We start from the raw sequence: 20341 nt of genomic DNA on the forward strand, positions 1-20341 counted from the left end.
TTTTATTTTTCCTGCTGCGGAATGGTCACTCTAAAGCAAACATCTGCATAGTCTACATCTACCACGCGTACATCACCATGCATTAGTCGAGCGCAATCGGCAACGATAGATAACCCTAAACCAGTTCCTATGACATTGTCATTTCTTGGCTCAGGCCCTCGAATAAAGGGTTCAAACAAGGTCGGTACCGATTCTGGCGCGATTCGCTTACCGCGATTTGCAACATCGAGTACTAAATTTTCTTTTTCTTTGTAAAGATGTACGTTGATTGGCCTACCAACGGCGCCATGAGCCACGGCATTAGACACCAAGTTATCAAGTATTCGTCTAAATAACTCCTCGTCGACGTTTACCTTAGTTGACACGATATTTACATCTACTTCTCTATCCTGAATCGCTAATGCATAATCTTCTAAACAGGCTGAAACTAACTTTTTCGCGTCGCTTTCTACCATTTTTGGCTGAGCTTGCTGCAAAAGCAGGTTGTAATCGAGTAACTTCTCCACCAGCGTATTTAAACGCTGGGTGCTTGCTGTTAATAATGAGAGTACCTCTCTCTGACCGGTGTTTAATTCCCCTACCACGTTTTCCGATAGTAAACTGCAGCCCTCTTTAATGCTGGCAAGTGGCGTCTTCAATTCATGCGCTGCATGACGCAATAGGGCCGTTCTTATATGCTCCAACTGCTGCAGACGGTCATAGAGCCAGTGTAGATCTTTTTCGACGTCGATGAGCTCTCTTGGCGCTTGACTTGATAATGGCGGCAGTTCGCCGTCGCTATGAGCCATTATCCTGATGATCTTTTTGAGATTATTGACGGGATTAACGATCAGCTGACTGCCCAACAATATAAGAAGCAAAGACACACTCACCAGCATGGCAGTAGACCAAGCCTGTTTAGCTTGCATGGCATTAAGATCGTCCTGCTGAACTTGAACCCGTTGGTTAATCACCGCTTCTACATCGTCGCGAAGCTGTTCCACGCTATCGCCAATCGAGGCCAAATAGGCATTTAACAGTAATTGATCTTCAATAGTCCGATAATCAGCTAATTGGTTGAGCTGACCAGATAAACGTGAACACGTTGCGGGGACCGACAATGCTTGACATAAATTATCGGCAGCAAGCGTGAACTGCTCAATTGCATTGTCTGAAAGTGAGGCGACTTGATCGCTTCTCAAAACCGCAAACTGACGAATACTGCGCTCGACGTCTACAACGGCATTGTCAAGTCGCTGCATATCACTTACAACATCCACTACAAACCGGGTTTCTAGCGTTGTCATTTGCCCTACTTTGGCCAAGTCACTCTGACTTTGCCAAAGTAGGGCGATAAGAGGAATAAGGGCCAGTAAAAAGCTAACTAACGTCAACTGCCTTAGCGAACCTAGCTGGACTATTCGCTTGCTAAACGAAACCTTGTTTATCAGAACTTTTTCCTCTCTAACTTTATCTACTTTGGTTACTCACTTGCTGTGAGGTTTTCGTTTCCGGGCGTCAGCTTACTTTTCGCTAATTCAGATTCCGAAAGCTTCCCGTCTTCGTTGTCATCAATCAACCCAAAATTTCTTAGAAGCCCGGTGTGACGCACCGCCTCTTTAAGTGAAATAAGACCATCTTTGTTTGTGTCTAATTGTTGTAAGAGCGTGAGTGCTGGGTTGGCATGTGCATCCGCAACCGATATAGCTTGTACTGCAGCTATAGCACACAGTGCTATGAAAACTTTTTCGAGACGTTTCATCATGAATCCTCCGCAAAATGCTTATAAAATCCTTCTCTAAACACTTCTTCTATCTTCAACTTCCTATAACTAAGAGTAGAAAAAGTGTGTAAATAGTACCACTCGTCTTCAATTAACCACGTAATATAATTGCCAATGTTTCTTTTTCGCGATAACAAACATACTCGCGATGACAAATATGCGATTTTCAGACCAAAAAGACAAAGCCTATATAAATCAATCCCTTTTCAAATAAATTGAAGTATCATCGCTGAGCAAACAGACAATATGTTGCAAATAAGAAACACTTCTTTTGTAAAAGTACTGGGGGTTAGCACTATACCAGTCCGCACAGATAATTACCCACTCAGCGAGAGTTAAAATGTTCGTAATCGCGGCGTGTTACCGCAGGTATAGTGGTTCTACATCAAGGTGACACAACAAAGAGCACGGACATTGTAAACTCGCCCTTCGGGAAAGTCTGGTAAGCTTCCTCGCTTCATTCTGGGAATGTGAAAGGGAACAGCCATTCCTGCACTCCCACGCTTGGCTAGGAAACTGGCCAGCGCCTTCTGAGAAGGTAATTATCTATGCGGATTGGTATTACTATATTGGCTTTGAAAATCAGACGAACTCTTCAGTGGTAAAGTGGCAAGGAGAGTCTATGAGTGCGGATAAAGGGATCGGTTTACTGAATAGGAAGCCCTGAACATTGTCACATCCATGTTCTCTTAGATAATCCCATTGCTCAACATTCTCTATTCCCTCAGCACATACGGATAACGAAAGACGTTTAGCAAGATCGATTATAGCGCCTGTAACTAATCGACTGCGCTCTGACGTTTGAAGTTCCATTACAAATTGCCTATCGACTTTCAACGTATCTATGGTGATTTGGGTGAGGTAGCTTAACGATGAGTAACCCGTACCAAAATCATCAAGAGCAATTGCACACCCCATATTTCCTATCCGTCTAAAAAATTTGTTCGACAGCGCAAAGTTCTCAAGGTAAGCACTTTCTGTCACCTCGAACTCAAAATTTTCTGGATTAACGTTATGCGATGTAAAGGTATTGTAGATATAGTCAAAAAGCTGAGTGCTACGTAAATCGTGCCCAGACAAGTTTATTGAAGCCCTAAAAGGCCTTGAAGCCCACTGTTTCAAGGAAGGCATATCAATGCAGACACGCTTTATAACCCAGCGCGTAATTGCCGTTATCTTGCCCCCCTGTTCAGCGATAGGTATGAATTCATTCGGCATGACAAGTCCAAATTCAGGGTGCTGCCAGCGAATCAATGCCTCTACGCCTATTACCCTGCCGCCATTATTGACTTTCACTTGATAGTAGAGCACAAATTCATCGTTTGTTAGGCCCTTTTCAATTCCATTAGCCAGCAGTAATTTTCGCTTATGCGATTCCACCATATCCGGCGTAAATAAGGTGTAGCTTCCTCTACCTCTAGCTTTAGAGCGATACATGGCAAGGTCTGCGTTACTCATCAGTTCACTAAGGTCGTATGCTGCATCTGACGCCTTAGCAATGCCAACGCTCAATCCTACCGTTAAAGAAAGACCACGAAGCTCAAAAGGTTCGTCAAAAGCGGTAATTAAGCGATTTGCTAAACTTTGCGCGTGCTTAGTAGAGGCATCTCTATCAGGAAGAACTAGAAATTCATCACCACCTAATCGTGCGAACAGATCACCGTCTCGCAGTAAACATTGCACTCTATCGGCCACTTCTATGAGAATCAGGTCCCCTGTTTCGTGCCCTAGCGAATCATTAATGCCCTTGAAACCATCTAAATCGAAAAACAATAGAAGGAGATCTTCTTCATTTCTCTTTGCTCTCGCCAACTCCAATCTCAAATTATCGAGTACAAATTGTCTATTAGGTAACCCGGTTAAGCTATCGAAATTAGCAAGCCGCGACATGGTTTCTTGCTGGTCAACCAGCGTTTGTTTTTGCTCAAAATTAACCAGTAATTCTACTTCGATCGCATCTAATAGATTGTTTATGTTGCGGGCTAGCTGACCTATTTCATTTGATGCATTTAACGAGTTTCTCAAGGCGTAGTCTTTCGATTCAAAGACTTCTTGAGTAAACCGACAAAGTGATGTGAGAGGCGACACTAATCGATATAAGATAAAAATGCAGACACTTGTACATAAAAGCCAGACGACAAGAATAATGGGTAATTGCTTCAGGATGGCGAGAGTCGCCTCTTCTGATTTTATACGCGCGACATCTATGTACAAGACAACATGCCCCATCGGGTAAAGACTACTTCCGACAACCTGATGGGCTACCAGTACATTTTCATATTGCGTAATGCCAAAAGGTGTATTTTCTGGCAACCGGGGAACAACCTCAGCCTCTATTTCATTGACACGCTCGCCATAAATAGTCGATATAACGTTAAAGTCGTTGTCGTAAAGCGTTGCAGATAGCAGATGTTCATGCGCTTTTAGGGGCTGGAACACTGAGGAAAGAAGCGCATGGTTCCCTGGATTTCTTTCCATTAACACCGCAATTTGAAGCGCCATAGAATTACTCAACGCAGCAGTGTTATCTTTTACAATATCAATAACTGACTCATTGCTATCTAATCTGTTTACAACGCCGATAGACAGGGTCAATATCGACATTGTCGCTACGATCACAAGACCGATAGAAATCTTCAGGGTATTAAACACTCGTGTGTCCTTTGCTTACTACTTAATTCTCTCTAGCAAACACATGGCAACACGAAAATATCATCGCCACCGCGTTGTCGCTTACATTTTTTTTCACAATAGTAAGGCAGGCGCAAAGAAAGTAAAATGGATTTTTTAGAAAGCGTTTATCACTTATCTTTATATATTCACCCCGTCATGCCCTCGACAACAGAGAGCTTTGTTTTGATAAAGTCGCTGTGCGACACGTATAGTAGATCTGCGATTTGTCTAATTGTGCTTTCTTCAAGCGGAGCGAGCGACGCATCTGCATACGCGATCACCCATAAACTTTTCACAACGCTGACCTTTTCATCTGCGCTACAGTGTTTATTCAAGACTTGCGTAAAATGGACAAGATCTACCGCTTCTTCCGATGTTTCTTGACCTCGCTTCAGTAGAGCCGCCATTGCATCTTCATCGACATTCACGTGCTTTTTTAGCTGGTTTTCATATTCTCGCTTTTCATCGTCAGTTACTTCGCTGTCAGCATTAACAATTTCACTGAGTAAAGCCGCCGTAGCCAATTCCACTGTGTAGGTCGACTCTCTATTTTTTTGTGAATCTTCAAAAAACTTTAAAAACGATTTCAGCATAAATCCTCAGTAATAAAATGCGCAGCGACATTGAGCGATAGTTTCTTTATTTTTTTACTGAGGGAAAGAGAAATTCGATTAGTTAACCAATTCGTTAGATGACATATGCGCTGCTAAGAGCTTTTGACCCTAGGCACAATGACGAGAGAGTAAGCTTAGCTTTGGGTATCGAGAAGACAAAGCACCTTTTTGCCCCCGTCCTCAAACCATACCTTTTCGCACAAAGCATGTATTAGCGGCAATCCGCGCCCATGACTCTCTTCTTTCGCATTGCCGTGACCAATTAAGGTTCGGCCTCTATCCCAACGAAATCCTTCGCCACTGTCTTCAACTTGTAAGAGTACTTTACCATCTATGGGTAACGATTCGATTCGAATGTTGATTCGGCCGTAGCTGAGCGCGTTTAATGACCTCTCGCGCTCTGTATAATATTGATGAAAACCAGCACTATCCGTCTTCACTTTAGATTCAAGCTTTAAAATGCCATGATCCAACGCATTGTTGAAAAGCTCAGAGAGAACGGTATAGACAATCGAACGGATATTTTGTATCCCTTCGCATTGACCTGCCAACTGAAGAACCCGCTGAAGAATATCAGGCTGTTTTAAATGTGGGGCGCTCAGAGCTATTTCATGGACAGAAGGTAAGCCCTCATCAACCTTGCGAACCGTGGAAATATTGACAGGCTTAGCATTGAAAATAACCAAGGTAACATCGTCATCTAAAGACGATGAGAAACCGTGTGCTTTCGCTTGACGAAACAGCGATTTCGCATCTACTTTTCCCTGCTCTTGCATCTGCACTTTGATAATATTGACTAACCCCTCTTCAAGCAGCATTTCTCCGTTCTTATTTGCTATTTCAATCAAACCATCACTGCAAATGACGAGCTGTTCATTGTGCCCTAAGTTAATCGTATCGTAATCAGTATTGAGTTCATTCTCGTCTAAGATCCCAAGCGCCATATGCCGAGACGGTACTTTGCGCATGGCGATATCCGTTTTCGCAGGGACGATTACCTCAGGCATGCCTCCCTGCCAAAGGTGGACACGATTACCCGAAGCATTTATCTCGCCAATAACTGCAGCCATAAACATGTCGTTGGGAAGAAAAGTAATGAGAATTCGATTTAGCTCAGAGGTAATTTCGGCAATGGAAACACCTTGCTGAGCCAGCTCTCTAAATGCTCGCGTTACGGGTAACGCCCCTATTGCTGATGCTAAGCCGTGGCCAGTGAAATCCCCGACGACAAAATAAATTCCGCCACTGGGACTGGCTTCACACAAAAAGAGATCGCCATTGAAGGTCTCAGCAGGCTGTAACAAAAAGTCAAAATGCGACAAAACTTCAGGACGATTAACGATAGCGTGACTGAATATATGCTCGACTATAGCGTGCTCACGCGCGACGCGCTGATTGAACAAACGCAGCGCTTGGTTTTGCTGCTCAACGTGCTCACTCAATGCTCGTATTTGCAGATGCGCCCTTATTTTTGCAATGAGAATATGACGGTCGAAAGGCTTAGTGGCGAAATCATTACCACCCACTTCAAGACAGCGAACTAAGCTCTCTTTATCTTCAAGTGCAGTGATAAAAAGAATCGGGAGATAAGTACCTTTCGCACGCTTTCGAATTTTTGGTGCAACATCGAAACCAGATAGCCCTGGCATTACAACGTCGAGAAGCACCAGATCAGGTTGTTCCTCGTCAAACAGCTTGATGGCTTCAATACCATTCACAGCTTCTATGCAATTTTTATAGCCTGCGCTGTAGAGCATGTTTGTCAACAAAGTACGATTTATACTCTCGTCATCGACAATAAGAATTTTCACGTGGTGTGGATCTCTTAGTGATTATTTGATGTCAAATTTCTTATCGAAACGAGATATTTGCAGAATTTTAGCCACTTGAGGGCGCGCATTTTCGATACTGTAGCTGAGTTCTCTGCCCGCTAATGATTTTTGCATATTAAGCAACATGCCCAATGCAGAGCTGTCCATGTACTCTGTCCGCGATAAATCGACGCTAATGTGCGAAACATTGCTATCAAGGTCGCGATAGGCGTTTCTAAAGACCTCTACTTTACTGAAATCAAATTTAGCGCCTACATCGATGACTAATGTTTTCCCTTGATTTTCAAATCGTGACGTTATTTCCATACGCGTTCCCTTAAATGTGAGCATAAATGCTTCATCTGATGCTTTTATCTTTGCTATCCTTATCTTAGTTGAAGTTTTCTACATCGCCATCACTGGTGTCTACAACTTTTGTATAATTAAGTTGTTTTAGGCCGAATTAAGATGGAAAGACGAATTTTATTGAGGTATTTATGCAAGACTGGCAAGACGCACTTTTAGTTTATAGTACTGAAAGCGGCAAAATAAAGCCTGAGCAGAAAACAGAGCAACGCTCGGTATCTTCAGACGGTATCGTCCGTATTCACAGAGAAACCAAAGGGCGAAAAGGGAAAGGCGTGTCCTTAATTAAGGGCTTAGATCTCCCCTCCGATGAGCTGAAAAAACTTGGCTCAGAGCTTAAAAAGAAATGTGGTTGTGGTGGCGCGGTCAAAGACGGTGTAATCGAAGTTCAAACCGATGACAGAGAAAAATTGCGCTCACTACTTACAGACAAGGGTTACAAAGTTAAGCTTGCAGGTGGCTAGTTGGTCACAATAGTTGCGAGTGTGCCCTTTTTCATAAACATATAACAAAAAGAGTCTGAAATGGAAAAGCTGTCAATTTCTGATTTACATATTATTCTTGTTGAACCCTCTGATACTCAGCGGAAAATTATTACGACGTTGTTGTTGAAGGAAAACGTTAAGGAAATTGACCCTGTCAGTACCCTTTCTGAAGCCCGATCTGCAGTGAAAGCTCATGGCGCCGATCTTATCGTTAGTGCCATGTATTACGAAGACGGAACCGCGCTAGAGTTATTAAAATTCATCAAAGAACACGATGATTTCAAGAGTATCCCTTTTATGCTTGTTTCGAGTGAAAACCGATTGAGCAAACTGGAAGAATTTAAGCAGGCAGGTGTAGCAGCTATCCTACCCAAACCCTTCGAGCCACTTCACTTATCTCGTGCACTGAATGCAAGCTTAGATTTAATCAATCACGACGAGTTAGACCTTGAGCTGTTCGATGTTCACGATGTGCGTGTATTACTTGTAGACGATAGTAAGTTAGCAAGAAACCACATAAGGCGTGTACTGGAGGGAATGGGCCTCCAACGCATTCAAGAAGCAGAAAATGGCGCGACCGCATTGACGCTTATTAAAGACCAAGCTTTTGACCTTGTTGTTACCGATTACAACATGCCAGAGATGGATGGTCGTGAGTTGTCTGAATTTATTCGTTTCAATCCGGAAACTACACATATCCCCATCATCATGGTGACATCTGAATCGGCAGACAGTGCGCATATGGCCAATATTCAGCAAACAGGGGTAAATGCGCTATGCGACAAACCCTTTGAGCCAAATGAAGTCAGACAAATGCTCTCTGCTCTTTTAGGCAATTAGGTCGCCAATTTAAAGCTGTTACCCCCTGCTTAGGCCGTAAAAGTTTGCTCACCTGATTTTTACGGCTTGCTTATTTTCATTACTTTTTCAAGCCCACATAACAAAAAGCTATAGGCCATATGTAAAAATGGGTTGACACACATGAGTGTTCAACATACATTCAACCTATGAAACAGAATATAAAGCACGTAGCAATTTTCTTTTTTGCGTTTACATCCTTTAATTAGGGAGGCGCAGCTACATGCACAAAACCTCCCATTCGGGAGGTTTTTTTTTAACAGAATTTTATTACTGATTACGCACGAGAACACTATGTCAGACAATGCATTAGATACTGTTAGAGAGCGGATTACCGCGTTGGACAGTGAATTACTTAATTTACTTGCAGAGCGCAGAAAGCTAACTAACGAAGTCGCTGAAACAAAAATAAAACACCATATACCTGTGCGAGATCAGAAGCGAGAAGAGCAACTGTTAGTTCGCTTGATTAAAGAGGGTCAAGGCATTGGTTTAGACCCACATTACGTAACGCAAATCTTCCATGTCATTATTGAAGACTCGGTATTAAATCAACAAGCTATGCTAGCAGAGCGCGCTAACCCTGGCAGCACGCTTCCGCTTAACCGTGTTGCATTTTTAGGCGACAAAGGTTCATATTCCTACCTTGCAACGCAAAAATACTTCTCTCGTCGACCTGGCGAGCTTTTAGAAATTGGCTGCCAAAGTTTTGCTGAAATTATTCATAAAGTAGAAAGTACTGAAGCTGACTATGCGGTGCTACCTATTGAAAACACGACCTCCGGTAGTATCAACGAAGTGTATGATCAGCTGCAACATACCCAATTAAGTATTATTGGTGAGCTCACGCACCCTATTCGCCATACGCTACTGGTAGGGACTAATACGAGCATAGATAAAATTAAAACCTTGTACGCCCACCCACAGGTTTTCACCCAATGCAGCCATTTCCTCGCTGAGCTAGGCAATGTGGAGGTAAAAACTATGGACAGCACGTCATCTGCGATGCTGACGGTAAGCGAGCTTAAGCGAGATGATGTGGCGGCAATAGGAAGTGAGGCCGGTGGAAATCTATACGGCTTAATGGCCATAAAAAGTAACTTGGCAAATCAAAAAGAAAACCACAGCCGCTTTATCGTTGTGGCGCGCAATCCTGTTGTGGTTCCGCTTCAGGTTCCAGCAAAGACTACACTTGTCATGTCGACTATTCAAAAGCCTGGCGCATTGGTTGAAGCCTTGTTAGTACTTCGAGAAAACAGTATTAACATGACCAAGTTAGAGTCTCGCCCTATCCCGGGTAACCCGTGGGAAGAAATGTTTTATATTGATGTAGAAGGCAACGTTGAAGATGGTCCAGTACAAAACGCGCTGGACGCGCTACGCGGGATCACTCGCTACATCAAGGTGCTTGGCTGCTATCCAAGCGAAGAAATAAGCCCCACAAAAGTGGCAGCAGCAAGCGCCCTTGCCAACTAAATCAAAAAGGCGAGCTTATATGCTCGCCATTCTTTATCTGGTTAGGGGGGAATGGAGTTAGTTACTTATCTCTCAAAAGCTGTCCATCATCCGCTTTCAATAACATTTGTTTACTGTCGACCAAGCACTTTTTAGCGTAATCACCAAACCATGCCCCGACTTTCATAAACTGTTCAACAAAACTTTTCTTATCGCCGCTTTCCAGAAGTGACAGCGCGAGACCAAATCGCTCATGAAAACGACGCAAAAGCGCGAAATTATCAGGGTTGTTGAAAATAATATCCGCATAGAGCTGCGGAGACTGAGCAAACAAACGCCCTACCATCGCAAGCTCTAACCGATAAATCGGTGAGCTAAACATGGTCAGAGACGCTAAGCTCGGATCCTCACCCTTGAGGTGCTGACCATATACAAATGTATTGAAGTGGCGCATAACCTGAATATATGCCATGGCTTGATCGTGCTCTTGTGCACTGGAGTCATGAATAGTGGCCCCCCAGATCCGCATTTGTTCAATCAACCAGCCATACTTATCATTATGCCGACCGTCGCATACCACAACAACCTGTTTGATCATTCCAGGCGCATCAGGACCGAACATAGGGTGGAGCCCTACAACAGGGCCACTGTGTACCGCAAGCATTGCCTCCAACGGCTTAGATTTAACACTGGTGATATCCGCAAGCACGCAGTCTTTAGGCAACATGGTAAGCCTACTGATTACCGCTTCGGTTAAGTTAATAGGTACCGCGACAATAACCAAGGAAGCTGCGCTTAACACTGACGCAGCACGTCCATTTTCCCAGTCGTCCTTTTCGACAACCGAAACATGGTAGTTACTTCGTTCGAATAAACTGACAAAAACCCGGCCGAGGGCGCCTGCACCACCGATAACAACCACATTATCTAAGTCTGGCTTTACGCAGCGATACTTGTTGTTTTGAGTATGATAAGACTCACGCATTACACGACGCAGTAAATCTTCAGTTAAATCAGGAGAAACCCCAAGCGCTTCAGCCTGCGCGCGACGAGATGCGATTAGCGCCTTTTCTCGTTCTGGCACGTAAACGGGCATGCCAGCTTCGGCTTTGATTTGTCCTACTTGGGTCGTAATTTGATTGCGTTTTGCGAGTAATTCGACGAGCTGGGAATCCAGCTCGTCAATACCTTCACGCAGCGTATCTAGCTTTTTTAAGTGCTGCGAAAAATCGGCCATTATGTCTTGTCCTTGAATCAAATGGCACGGGTTTAAGTTAGCTTATGCCACCGTGCGCTTATTTTGACGTAAGGGTAACACAGTTATTAATTTATCTCTGGCTTGAGCAATTAAGTTTTCTGTAGTTTCCCAGTCGATACATCCATCGGTAATAGAAACGCCGTATTCAAGCTCTTCAGGTTTTTTACCTTCGGCTTTTTGGTTTCCAGGTTTCAAATGACTCTCAAGCATGACGCCAATAATTGACTGGTTGCCTTCAAGTATTTGATTCACTACATTCTGTGCGACCAGAGGTTGGCGGCGGTAATCTTTCGAAGAGTTCGCATGACTGCAATCAACAACTAATCCTGCAGTAAGACCGGCATCTTGCAATTCAATTTCGCACTCAGATACACAAACAGAGTCGTAATTAGGCTGCTTGCCACCACGCAGAATAATGTGACCGTCAGGGTTTCCACTGGTACCGATTACACTTACTTGGCCCTGCTTATTGATACCCATAAAGCGGTGCCCAGAGGCCGCAGATTTAAGTGCATTAATGGCAATATCCAGGCTACCATCTGTTCCGTTTTTAAAACCGACAGGCATCGACAGACCACTGGCCATTTCTCGGTGAGTTTGAGATTCTGACGTACGCGCACCAATGGCGGCCCAGCTAAACAGCTCAGCCAAGTATTGCGGACTTATCGGGTCAAGGGCTTCAGTGGCTACAGGCAATTCCAACTCAGCTAACCAGATCAATAGCTCTCTTGCCTTGCGAAGGCCGGTTTCAATGTCAAAGGTACCATCGATATGCGGGTCGTTAATAAGCCCCTTCCACCCTGTTGTCGTGCGCGGCTTCTCAAAATACACGCGCATTACAATAAACAAGGTATCTTTGCATGATTCATGCAGCTCTTTAAGCTTGAGTGCGTACTCTTTTGCCGCTTCCACATCGTGTATTGAGCAAGGGCCGCACACGACAAGCAATCTATGGTCGCGACGATGAATAATATCAGAAACAATTTTTCTAGAATCAGAAATAGCGGCGAGTGCTTTTTCCGAAACAGGCAATTCAGCGCTTAGCGCGTCAGGTGTAATAAGCACATCTTCTGTACTTACGTGAACATTATTAACAGTGTCCTTGATCATGGGAGTTCTCTTACTCTCTTAACTACAAATAAAAATTAAAAATAAAACGCCAAAAGAGTTTCCAATCTGCGTGTAAACTTTATTATACAGCAAGCTTATTCTATATTTCTTTAACGTCATTGACTTTTTAACAATTAAAGCATAGCTAAGCAAGCATTAACGGATAATAGTTTAATCTAGGGTATATTCGAAGCGAATGAACATGACTAAATTGCAACCTAAAACACGGCCTGCACAATTTTTAATCGGTAGTGAGGTTTAATTTCTATACGCCATTTTGCCTGAGTTTAATCTGGGCCTCACACGCGAATTACCGCGCTATCATAAATAGCGATACAGCTATTTCAAAGAGCCTTTTGTTAGCGACCTTAAGGCTACTGCCTATACATCACTTACCAACCCTTTGTGCCGTTAGTTCCATTCAATGGCGACAAATTTACTCGGTATTTTACGTATTGCTTTTCCTCATAAAAAAGATGCACCTTCACTTTCCATTTGCGAAGACTGTCAGTAAGGCATGATCGGACATTATGTTGAATAAATTTTATTGCCTATTCCGCTTTAATAATTGACCAACATAAATAAGCTAAATTTTTCATTCGCTGTCTGGGTTTTGTATCATTGTGACAACGAAACAATAATGAGAACATAATGCAAAATTTAGCCATTACCTACGCTGGCGACGTTGCCATACTAACCATGCAAAATGGTGAAAACCGCCATAATCCGCTTTTCGCAAAAGAGATGCTATCTGCATTAGAGACCATTAAGAGCAATGAAGGCTGCAAGGCCTTGGTCATCACATCCAACAACGAGAAGTGTTTTAGCTTAGGTATTGATACCGACTGGTTGATGCCAGCTATGAAAGCGGGACGTTCAGACGAGATCAAGCAGTTTATGCACGATATGGACGACGTATTTAAAACCCTACTCCTCTACCCGCTCCCTGTCATTGCCGCCATCAATGGTCACGCCTTCGGCAACGGTGCTATTTTAGCGTGCGCTTGCGACTTTCGGTTCATGCGGGCTGACAAAGGGTTCTTCTGCTTCCCTGAAGTGGACCTGTCTATTCCTTTCCTCCCGGGCATGATTGAATTTGTTAAAAAAGCAATGCCATACCATAGGTTCAACGAAATGAAGCTTTCCGGAAGACGTGTGTCAGGTAAAGAGTTAGAGCAAGACCATGTCGTAGAAAAGGCGTACGACACACAAGAAACATTGCTAGAAGGTGCGCTGAATTACGCGAAAACCTTTGATAAAAAGCGAGGTATTTTTGGCGAACACAAAAAGCGTCTGCACAAACATATTATCCACACAATCGATAGCGAAAATAAGCCATTGATAGAAGCCCTATCTCTCATGGCATAGCACGCAAAAAATATTGACAGTGAAGCTGTAATTCTAGGTTTCACTGTTTTTGGTACCTTCAAATAAAAACCGTTATTACGCGCGCTACGACTCGGTGACGCTTTTCTTTTTAGATTTAGGCGTTCGCTTCCTGAACAAGTCAACTTTCAGCCCCCAATGTAGAGACGACACCCTCAGTAAAACGGTGACAGAAATAGAGCCCAAAATACACCAAATATAGGGGATATCACATGCAAAGAGCGCGGCATAAGAAAGCCCTCCCGCAAAGCATGCACTCGCATATACGTCGCCTCGCATTACGTAAGGCACTTCTCGACAGACCACATCTCTCATCAAGCCGCCAAAAATGCCCGTCGTCATCCCCATGGTTAATGCGACTATCATGCCCGTACCGCTTATCAATGCTTTCTCTATACCTATGACATTAAAGATGGCAAGGCCTATTGTATCTATAATAATGAAATAGAAGTTTGAAGGAGAAGGTAAGTATCGAATTAACAGAACAGTGGCGAAAATAGCAGTATAGGTTGCAATTAAATACTCAGATGTTTCAACCCAGAAGATAGGCTTACCCAACAATAGGTCACGTAACGTACCACCGCCTAATGCCGTCATTACGCCAACAACGACGATGCCAAAACCATTAATATTCTTGTCATGGCCTAGTAATGCCCCAGATACCGCGAAAAATGCGACACCAATAATTCCCAGCACCACAAAGTATTCTGAACTCATCCCTTTCTCTATTAAAAAATATTAACATTTGTAATAGTTCATACCAGTCTGGATAGCGCATAGATCATTAGCCACTCAGCGAGATTTAAACTGTGCGAAATCGCGGCGTGTTACCGCAGGTATAGTGGTTCCACAACGAGGTGACATAACAAAGAGTACGGACATTTTGAACTCGCCCTTCTGAGTGGGCAATTATCTATGCGAATGGGTATAAACGGTTTAAAAGGATCGAATTTTGGCCACAAAAAAGCCCGCTTAATGCGGGCTTTTTCGAAGTTAACAATAACGCAAGGATTAGTAATCTTAGTTAAGCTTCTCTTTGATACGTGCAGATTTACCTGAACGCTCACGTAGATAGTAAAGCTTAGCACGACGAACCGCACCGCGACGTTTAACTTCAATTGAAGAAACTGCCGGGCTGTGTGTTTGGAACACACGCTCAACGCCTTCGCCGCTAGAAATTTTACGCACGGTAAAAGACGAGTGCAGACCACGGTTACGTTTAGCGATAACAACACCTTCATAAGCCTGAAGACGCTCTTTGTCACCTTCGGTAACGCGAACTTTAACAACTACTGTGTCACCTGGACCAAACGCAGGAACATCAGTCTTTAGCTGTGCTTCTTCGATTTTTTTGATGATATCTTGACTGACTTTGCTCATCATATCCTCTCGTCCTAGTTAACTGTCATCTTGCTGCAGTTGCGCTTGGAATAATTCAAGCAAACGCTGCTGCTCCTCAGTCAGAGCTAGGTGATTTAACAAATCAGGGCGACGATGCCAGGTTCTACCTATTGATTGCATCAATCGCCACTGCCTAATTTTTTCATGGTCCCCACTTAACAACACATCAGGAACTTTTTGACCATCAAGTACTTCGGGCCGCGTATAATGCGGACAATCCAAAAGACCGTCAGTGAAAGAATCTTCAACCGCTGAAGCTTTATGCCCCAACACACCGGGAACCAACCGTGCAACTGCGTCCATAAGGACCATTGCGGGTAGTTCACCGCCGCTTAACACGTAATCACCAATAGAAACTTCTTCATCTACATGGCTTTCGATTACCCGTTCGTCGATACCTTCATATCGACCGCAAATTAAAATAGTGCGGTCAATCTTAGCAAGGCGCTGAACGCCAGCTTGGTCAAAGGGTTTCCCTTGTGGTGATAAGTAGATCACCTTACTTGTTTCGCCGCCCACTTTCTTGGCGGCTTGTATTGCGTCAGTTAGCGGTTTTACCATCATAAGCATACCGGGTCCGCCTCCGTAGGGGCGATCGTCTACTGTACGATGGCGATCATGAGTAAAGTCACGGGGGTTGAAGGTGTCAACCGATAAGGTTCCAGACTTAACTGCTCGACCAATAACACCCTGTTGGGTAAATGGGGCAAACATATCTGGAAACAGGCTAACAACACCGAACCACTTTTCCGGAGTCACTTAAAACCCCGGGTCCCAGTCAACTTTAATGACCTTCGCTTCCTTATCCACCTCTTGTACGACGTCGTCGAACACAAAAGGTAATAGTCTTTCTTTTTGACCAAAAGCATCGCCCACATTCGCTTTGACATGAATCACGTCATTAGCACCTGTATTAAACACTTCTTTCACCACACCTAAGTCGTAACCTTGCGTTGTTACCACTTTCATGCCGGTGAGCTCACGCCAATAAATTCCTTCGTCACCTAAATCAGGCAGCTGTGAAGCATTTATATTGATATCCAAGTTTTTGATGCGCTCGGCATCATCCCGACTATCAACGCCCACAATTTTTGCAACGAGGTTTTTACCGTGCGGTCGCCACTGGTCAATTTGGTATTCATTTTCTTCGCCAAGAAACCACGGCGAGTACTCAAATATACCTTCTGGCGTTTCTGTATAGCTGTTGATTTTGACCCAACCTTTAACACCGTAAGGTGCGCCAATTTTGCCAACAATCACTTTGTCAGACGCTAGACTCATCTATACCACCAGTTAATAACAGCTTACGCTGCAGATTTTTTCGCTTCTTTTACCAAGCTAGAAACGCGATCTGATAAGCTCGCGCCTACGCCAACCCAGTAATCTACACGCTCTAGATCTACGCGAAGACGTTCCGCTTGACCTTGTGCAGTTGGGTTGAAGAAACCGATGTTTTCAATGAAACGACCGTTTCTTGCACGACGGCTATCAGCCACCACTAGTTGATAAAATGGACGCTTTTTCGCGCCACCACGCTGTAAACGAATAGTAACCATAAATGCCTCAAACTCGTTGTAGCGTTACCGTTAACTTAAGCCTTCAAACAACGTCTAAAAAATAGACGCCAGCTAGAAGGCCGCCGAATTATACGGATATCACCGCCCAATGCAAGTAAAAACCTGATTTATCCTTTGTTTAGTTGGGTAATTCGCGCTGTATTTGCACCCAAACAGGCGTTAACGCTGAGCACGAACTGCGCACTCATAAACAATAAACCTGAGAAGCGCTACTCGATTCACATCTTAGCGTAAATACTGTCACTGTAATCGCATTACTCACGTCCAATGCACGTCCTTTAACGTATAATCAAAGCATGAATGATAAGTAACGTTGTAAAAACAACGCCATAAAGAAGTCACGCGCACAACGAGGTAATTTTGACAACACCGCTAGCAACCGTATCAACAAAGCAAGTTTTACAGTGGATTGGCTCACATTTACTTCAGTATAAAGCGCGAGTTGTTGGCGCAGTAATAGCCCTTTTTACCGCAGCCGTTGCATGGCTTTTACTTGGGCAAGGCATTAAGTACGCTATCGACAGCGGTTTCGTTGAAAATGCAGCTGATACCTTAAACGAAGCTACAGTATTAGTGCTCGCTATTACTATCGTGGCCTGTTTGGCAACATACGCACGTTTCTACTTAATGACTTGGCTTGGCGAGCGCGTTAGTGCTGATATTCGAAACCAAGTATATGCGCACTTGCTGTCTCTTCCGCCTTCATTTTTTGCCGAGCTGAGAACTGGCGAAGTTATTTCTCGATTCACAAGTGATACAACCATTATTCAAACCGTGGTGGGAATGAGTTTGTCGATGACACTGCGTTCTGTAGTGACTTTCTTGGGCGCGTTGGCGCTTATGACGTTTTCCAGTCCCCTTCTTACCTTCTGTGTCATTGTCGCCGTTCCAGCTGTATTGGTTCCTATCAAGGTACTGGCGCCTCAGGTGCGTCGATATGCAAAGGAAAGCCAAGACAAAGTGGCAGACTTAGGTGCACGAATTGATGAAAGCCTTCACGAAATAATGACCGTACAGGCCTATACCGCTGAAAATGCCGAACGATTGCATTTCTCTAAAAAGGTCGAGCTTGCCATGGACGTGGCCAAAAAGCGTATTCACTATCGCTCGCTGCTTATCGGCTGCATTATGTGCATCAGTATGACCGCTATTATTTTCATTGCTTGGGTAGGCGCAAGACAAGTACTTGATGGGACCATGACAGTAGGCGAGCTCTCAGCCTTTCTTTTCTATGCTGTTATGGCGGGTGGCAGTGTCGCCACTATCAGCGAAGTCATAGGCGAAGTGCAGCGCGGCGTTGGCGCTAGTGAGCGTTTGTTTGAATTAATGACCACTGAATCTACAATTAAACACGTTAATGCTGGCACGAAAATGACGTCAGAGTCATCTTCAGCAAACGTTGACGTGCCTAAAGCAGCGCCAAGGATCCAGTTGGAAAATGTGAATTTCTCGTACCCAAATAGTAAACCGCTATTTACTAACCTGACTATTGATATACGGGCCGGAGAGCGCCTTGCATTAGTTGGGGCCAGTGGCGCTGGTAAAACCACCCTCTTTCAATTATTAATGCGTTTTTACGACCCTACCGCTGGGCAAATTTTATTTAATGGCCACCCCATCAATAAGATGCCACTAGACACTCTACGCCAGCATATTGCAGTTGTGACACAGGAACCGGTGGTATTCGCAGATACGGTTTTAGAAAATATTCGCTATGGTAATCCACAAGCAACCAATGACGCTGTAATAAACGCGGCCAAGCAAGCATTCGCCCACGAATTTATCGATAACCTTGACGATCGCTACAACACACAACTGGGCGAAAGAGGTGTAAAACTCTCAGGCGGGCAAAAGCAACGCATTGCCATCGCTCGCGCTATTTTGGCAGACCGACCCATTTTACTTCTAGACGAAGCTACCAGCGCGCTTGATGCCTTGAGTGAACGTATGGTTCAGCAAGCTATAGACCGGTTAATGGTTGGAAAAACCAGTATCGTCATCGCCCACCGGCTAGCAACCGTGCAACATGCAGATCGAATACTAGTGATGGATAAAGGTAAGGTGGTGGGAAGTGGTGATCATGCGTCTTTGATGAAAAGCGATACCTTGTATAAGGAATACGCTGAACTGCAATTGCTTAGCTGAACCGCCTATGGTGCTATACGGTACAAATGTAAGGTCAACCAATAGTCTAATAATTAGACACGTTGGTAAGAAAACAACAAAGAGCTCGCTGTCAAAAAAATAACAACGATGGGCGAGTTCAATAACGCTTCGGGTTTAAAATGAAAAATTCTGTAAACGGTGCAATGAAGACAGCGATAGGTCTTTGTGCTCTTCTTTTAATAACACCAGTTGCCAATGCTCAGTTTATGGGCGATAGACAAGCAAAGCTTGTTGTCACTAAGCCCATAGAATTTATGAACGAATCCCGCAAAGTCGAGGCTGTTGGCAGTGCTGAAGCCGTGCGCTCGATTATTTTGTATCCTGCTGTCTCTGACGAAGTAACTGAAATTAATTTCGTTCCCGGCCAAGCGGTTGAGAAAGGTAAAGTGCTGGTTCGTCTGGATGACCGACGTCAGCAAACGTCGCTAAAACGCGCCAGATTAAATTTAGAAGATGCACAACGCACGGTAGAAAGGCTTGCTTCTAGTTATAAGCAAGGCGCGGTGCCTATCAGTGAACTGGATCTAGCTCGCACACAGCGTGACCTTGCAGAAGTCGCATTGGAAGAAGCTCAGGCCGACTTGGAAGACAGACATATTATTGCTCCGTTTGATGGCGTTGTCGGCATTACTGATATTGAAGTGGGTGATCGCATTAACGAGCAAACGGTTATCACTACATTGGATAACAGGAGCAAACTTTTCATTAACTTCAAAGCGCCCGAAGCGGCGTTGCCGGTGTTACTCAACGCACCCAATGTTACCCTCGAGCCATGGAGTGATAGAGAGACGCTTGTCAATGCTGAAATTGCTCAGGTTGACTCTCGCATTAACGAAGCAGACCGCACCCTTCGTGCAAGGGCACTACTGGATAATTCATCTGATCAATTTCGTCCTGGCATGAGTTTTCGCGTGAACTTAAGCATCGAAGGCGATCGCTATGCCGCCATCCCTGAAGCTGCGCTACTTTGGGGCGCTACCGGCGCATATATCTGGCTCGCTGAGGATGGAAAAGCCAAAAAGGTAGACGTTAGCGTTCATCAAAGGTTAAGAGGCACGATATTAGTTTCTGGTGAAATTAAAGAAGGCGATAAACTCATTGCTGAAGGTGTCCAGCGTTTGCGCACTGGTCAGGAAATAACGACTGAATTGGCCGGAGGGCCTCAAGGTGAGTGATCCTAATCTAGCTTCTTCGGTGAACGATTTACCCTCTTTGTCAATACGACGTCCCGTTCTAATTGTTGTATTGAATTTATTAATTGCCATTGCAGGTCTTGCCGCGCTTAGCGGGCTTGAGGTGCGTGAACTTCCTGACGTCGATACACCCCGCGTTACTGTCACCGCTCAGTTCCCTGGCGCTTCGCCCGAAACGGTGGACGCAGAAGTAACAGGCCGGCTTGAAGGGGCGGTCGCTCGGGTC

The 20341-nt window shown here is 44.3% G+C and carries 20 protein-coding genes; 7 read left to right on the forward strand and 13 right to left on the reverse strand.

Annotated features, from left to right (window positions below; genetic code table 11):
* Window positions 1-2: 2 nt before the first annotated feature.
* The 6 genes from GVO63_RS06305 to GVO63_RS06330 form a co-directional block, all read right to left on the reverse strand.
* Window positions 3-1400, reverse strand: a complete 1398-nt coding sequence (locus GVO63_RS06305) for a sensor histidine kinase KdpD (protein WP_159578574.1) — start codon at window positions 1398-1400, stop codon at window positions 3-5.
* Between the two features lie 62 nt (window positions 1401-1462).
* Complete coding sequence (locus GVO63_RS06310; protein WP_236552073.1) at window positions 1463-1744, reverse strand: EF-hand domain-containing protein; 282 nt, start codon at window positions 1742-1744, stop codon at window positions 1463-1465.
* 600 nt (window positions 1745-2344) lie between these two features.
* Window positions 2345-4414 carry an EAL domain-containing protein gene (locus tag GVO63_RS06315; protein WP_159578554.1) on the reverse strand — a complete coding sequence of 690 codons (2070 nt, stop codon included), beginning with the start codon at window positions 4412-4414 and terminating at the stop codon, window positions 2345-2347.
* Between the two features lie 167 nt (window positions 4415-4581).
* The gene (locus tag GVO63_RS06320; protein WP_159578556.1) at window positions 4582-5028 is read right to left on the reverse strand and encodes a TerB family tellurite resistance protein; all 447 of its coding nucleotides are present in this window, start codon (window positions 5026-5028) and stop codon (window positions 4582-4584) included.
* A 155-nt stretch (window positions 5029-5183) separates the two neighbouring features.
* A complete protein-coding gene (locus GVO63_RS06325; protein ID WP_159578558.1) occupies window positions 5184-6860 on the reverse strand; it encodes a fused response regulator/phosphatase in 1677 nt (558 codons plus the stop codon).
* Window positions 6861-6881: 21 nt separating this feature from the next.
* Complete coding sequence (locus GVO63_RS06330; RefSeq protein ID WP_159493347.1) at window positions 6882-7187, reverse strand: STAS domain-containing protein; 306 nt, start codon at window positions 7185-7187, stop codon at window positions 6882-6884.
* A gap of 170 nt (window positions 7188-7357) precedes the next feature.
* Here GVO63_RS06330 and yciH point away from each other — a divergent pair, with 170 nt between their 5' ends.
* From yciH to pheA, 3 genes are all read left to right on the forward strand, one after another.
* Entirely contained in the window at window positions 7358-7690 is a 333-nt protein-coding gene (gene yciH / locus GVO63_RS06335; protein ID WP_159493348.1) for a stress response translation initiation inhibitor YciH, read from the forward strand.
* 60 nt (window positions 7691-7750) lie between these two features.
* Entirely contained in the window at window positions 7751-8551 is an 801-nt protein-coding gene (locus GVO63_RS06340; protein WP_159578560.1) for a response regulator, read from the forward strand.
* Window positions 8552-8863: 312 nt separating this feature from the next.
* Window positions 8864-10045: a prephenate dehydratase gene (pheA, locus tag GVO63_RS06345; RefSeq protein WP_105931885.1), complete on the forward strand. Its 1182-nt coding sequence runs from the start codon at window positions 8864-8866 to the stop codon at window positions 10043-10045.
* Between the two features lie 61 nt (window positions 10046-10106).
* Here the strand turns inward: pheA and tyrA are convergent, their stop codons facing one another.
* Window positions 10107-11261: a bifunctional chorismate mutase/prephenate dehydrogenase gene (tyrA, locus tag GVO63_RS06350; protein WP_159578562.1), complete on the reverse strand. Its 1155-nt coding sequence runs from the start codon at window positions 11259-11261 to the stop codon at window positions 10107-10109.
* Between the two features lie 42 nt (window positions 11262-11303).
* Window positions 11304-12392, reverse strand: a complete 1089-nt coding sequence (locus GVO63_RS06355) for a 3-deoxy-7-phosphoheptulonate synthase (RefSeq protein ID WP_159493352.1) — start codon at window positions 12390-12392, stop codon at window positions 11304-11306.
* A 651-nt stretch (window positions 12393-13043) separates the two neighbouring features.
* Here GVO63_RS06355 and GVO63_RS06360 point away from each other — a divergent pair.
* A complete protein-coding gene (locus GVO63_RS06360) occupies window positions 13044-13760 on the forward strand; it encodes an enoyl-CoA hydratase/isomerase family protein (RefSeq protein ID WP_159578564.1) in 717 nt (238 codons plus the stop codon).
* A gap of 84 nt (window positions 13761-13844) precedes the next feature.
* Here GVO63_RS06360 and GVO63_RS06365 read toward each other — a convergent pair whose 3' ends face one another.
* The 5 genes from GVO63_RS06365 to rpsP all read right to left on the reverse strand — a co-directional run bounded on the left by GVO63_RS06365 (window position 13845) and on the right by rpsP (window position 16735).
* Window positions 13845-14495 (reverse strand): trimeric intracellular cation channel family protein, encoded by a 651-nt coding sequence (locus GVO63_RS06365; protein ID WP_159578566.1) that lies wholly within the window; start codon window positions 14493-14495, stop codon window positions 13845-13847.
* 303 nt (window positions 14496-14798) lie between these two features.
* On the reverse strand, window positions 14799-15158 hold the full coding sequence (gene rplS / locus GVO63_RS06370) for a 50S ribosomal protein L19 (protein WP_024015986.1): 360 nt from the start codon (window positions 15156-15158) through the stop codon (window positions 14799-14801).
* A gap of 18 nt (window positions 15159-15176) precedes the next feature.
* Window positions 15177-15938, reverse strand: coding sequence for a tRNA (guanosine(37)-N1)-methyltransferase TrmD (gene trmD, locus GVO63_RS06375; protein WP_159578568.1), 762 nt, complete (start codon window positions 15936-15938; stop codon window positions 15177-15179).
* Window positions 15939-16460, reverse strand: a complete 522-nt coding sequence (gene rimM, locus GVO63_RS06380; protein WP_159493356.1) for a ribosome maturation factor RimM — start codon at window positions 16458-16460, stop codon at window positions 15939-15941. It lies immediately after the preceding gene.
* Between the two features lie 23 nt (window positions 16461-16483).
* Window positions 16484-16735: a 30S ribosomal protein S16 gene (gene rpsP / locus GVO63_RS06385; protein ID WP_105931878.1), complete on the reverse strand. Its 252-nt coding sequence runs from the start codon at window positions 16733-16735 to the stop codon at window positions 16484-16486.
* 381 nt (window positions 16736-17116) lie between these two features.
* Between rpsP and GVO63_RS06390 the strand changes: the two genes are divergently transcribed.
* The 3 genes from GVO63_RS06390 to GVO63_RS06400 all read left to right on the forward strand — a co-directional run.
* Window positions 17117-18901 (forward strand): ABC transporter transmembrane domain-containing protein, encoded by a 1785-nt coding sequence (locus GVO63_RS06390; RefSeq protein ID WP_159578570.1) that lies wholly within the window; start codon window positions 17117-17119, stop codon window positions 18899-18901.
* A 140-nt stretch (window positions 18902-19041) separates the two neighbouring features.
* Window positions 19042-20097: an efflux RND transporter periplasmic adaptor subunit gene (locus GVO63_RS06395; protein WP_159493358.1), complete on the forward strand. Its 1056-nt coding sequence runs from the start codon at window positions 19042-19044 to the stop codon at window positions 20095-20097.
* On the forward strand, window positions 20090-20341 hold a 252-nt coding region (locus GVO63_RS06400; RefSeq protein WP_159578572.1), incomplete at its 3' end, for an efflux RND transporter permease subunit. The genes GVO63_RS06395 and GVO63_RS06400, both read left to right, overlap by 8 nt.

This window comes from Alteromonas sp. KUL106, assembly GCF_009811415.1.
Taxonomy (GTDB): Bacteria; Pseudomonadota; Gammaproteobacteria; order Enterobacterales; family Alteromonadaceae; genus Alteromonas.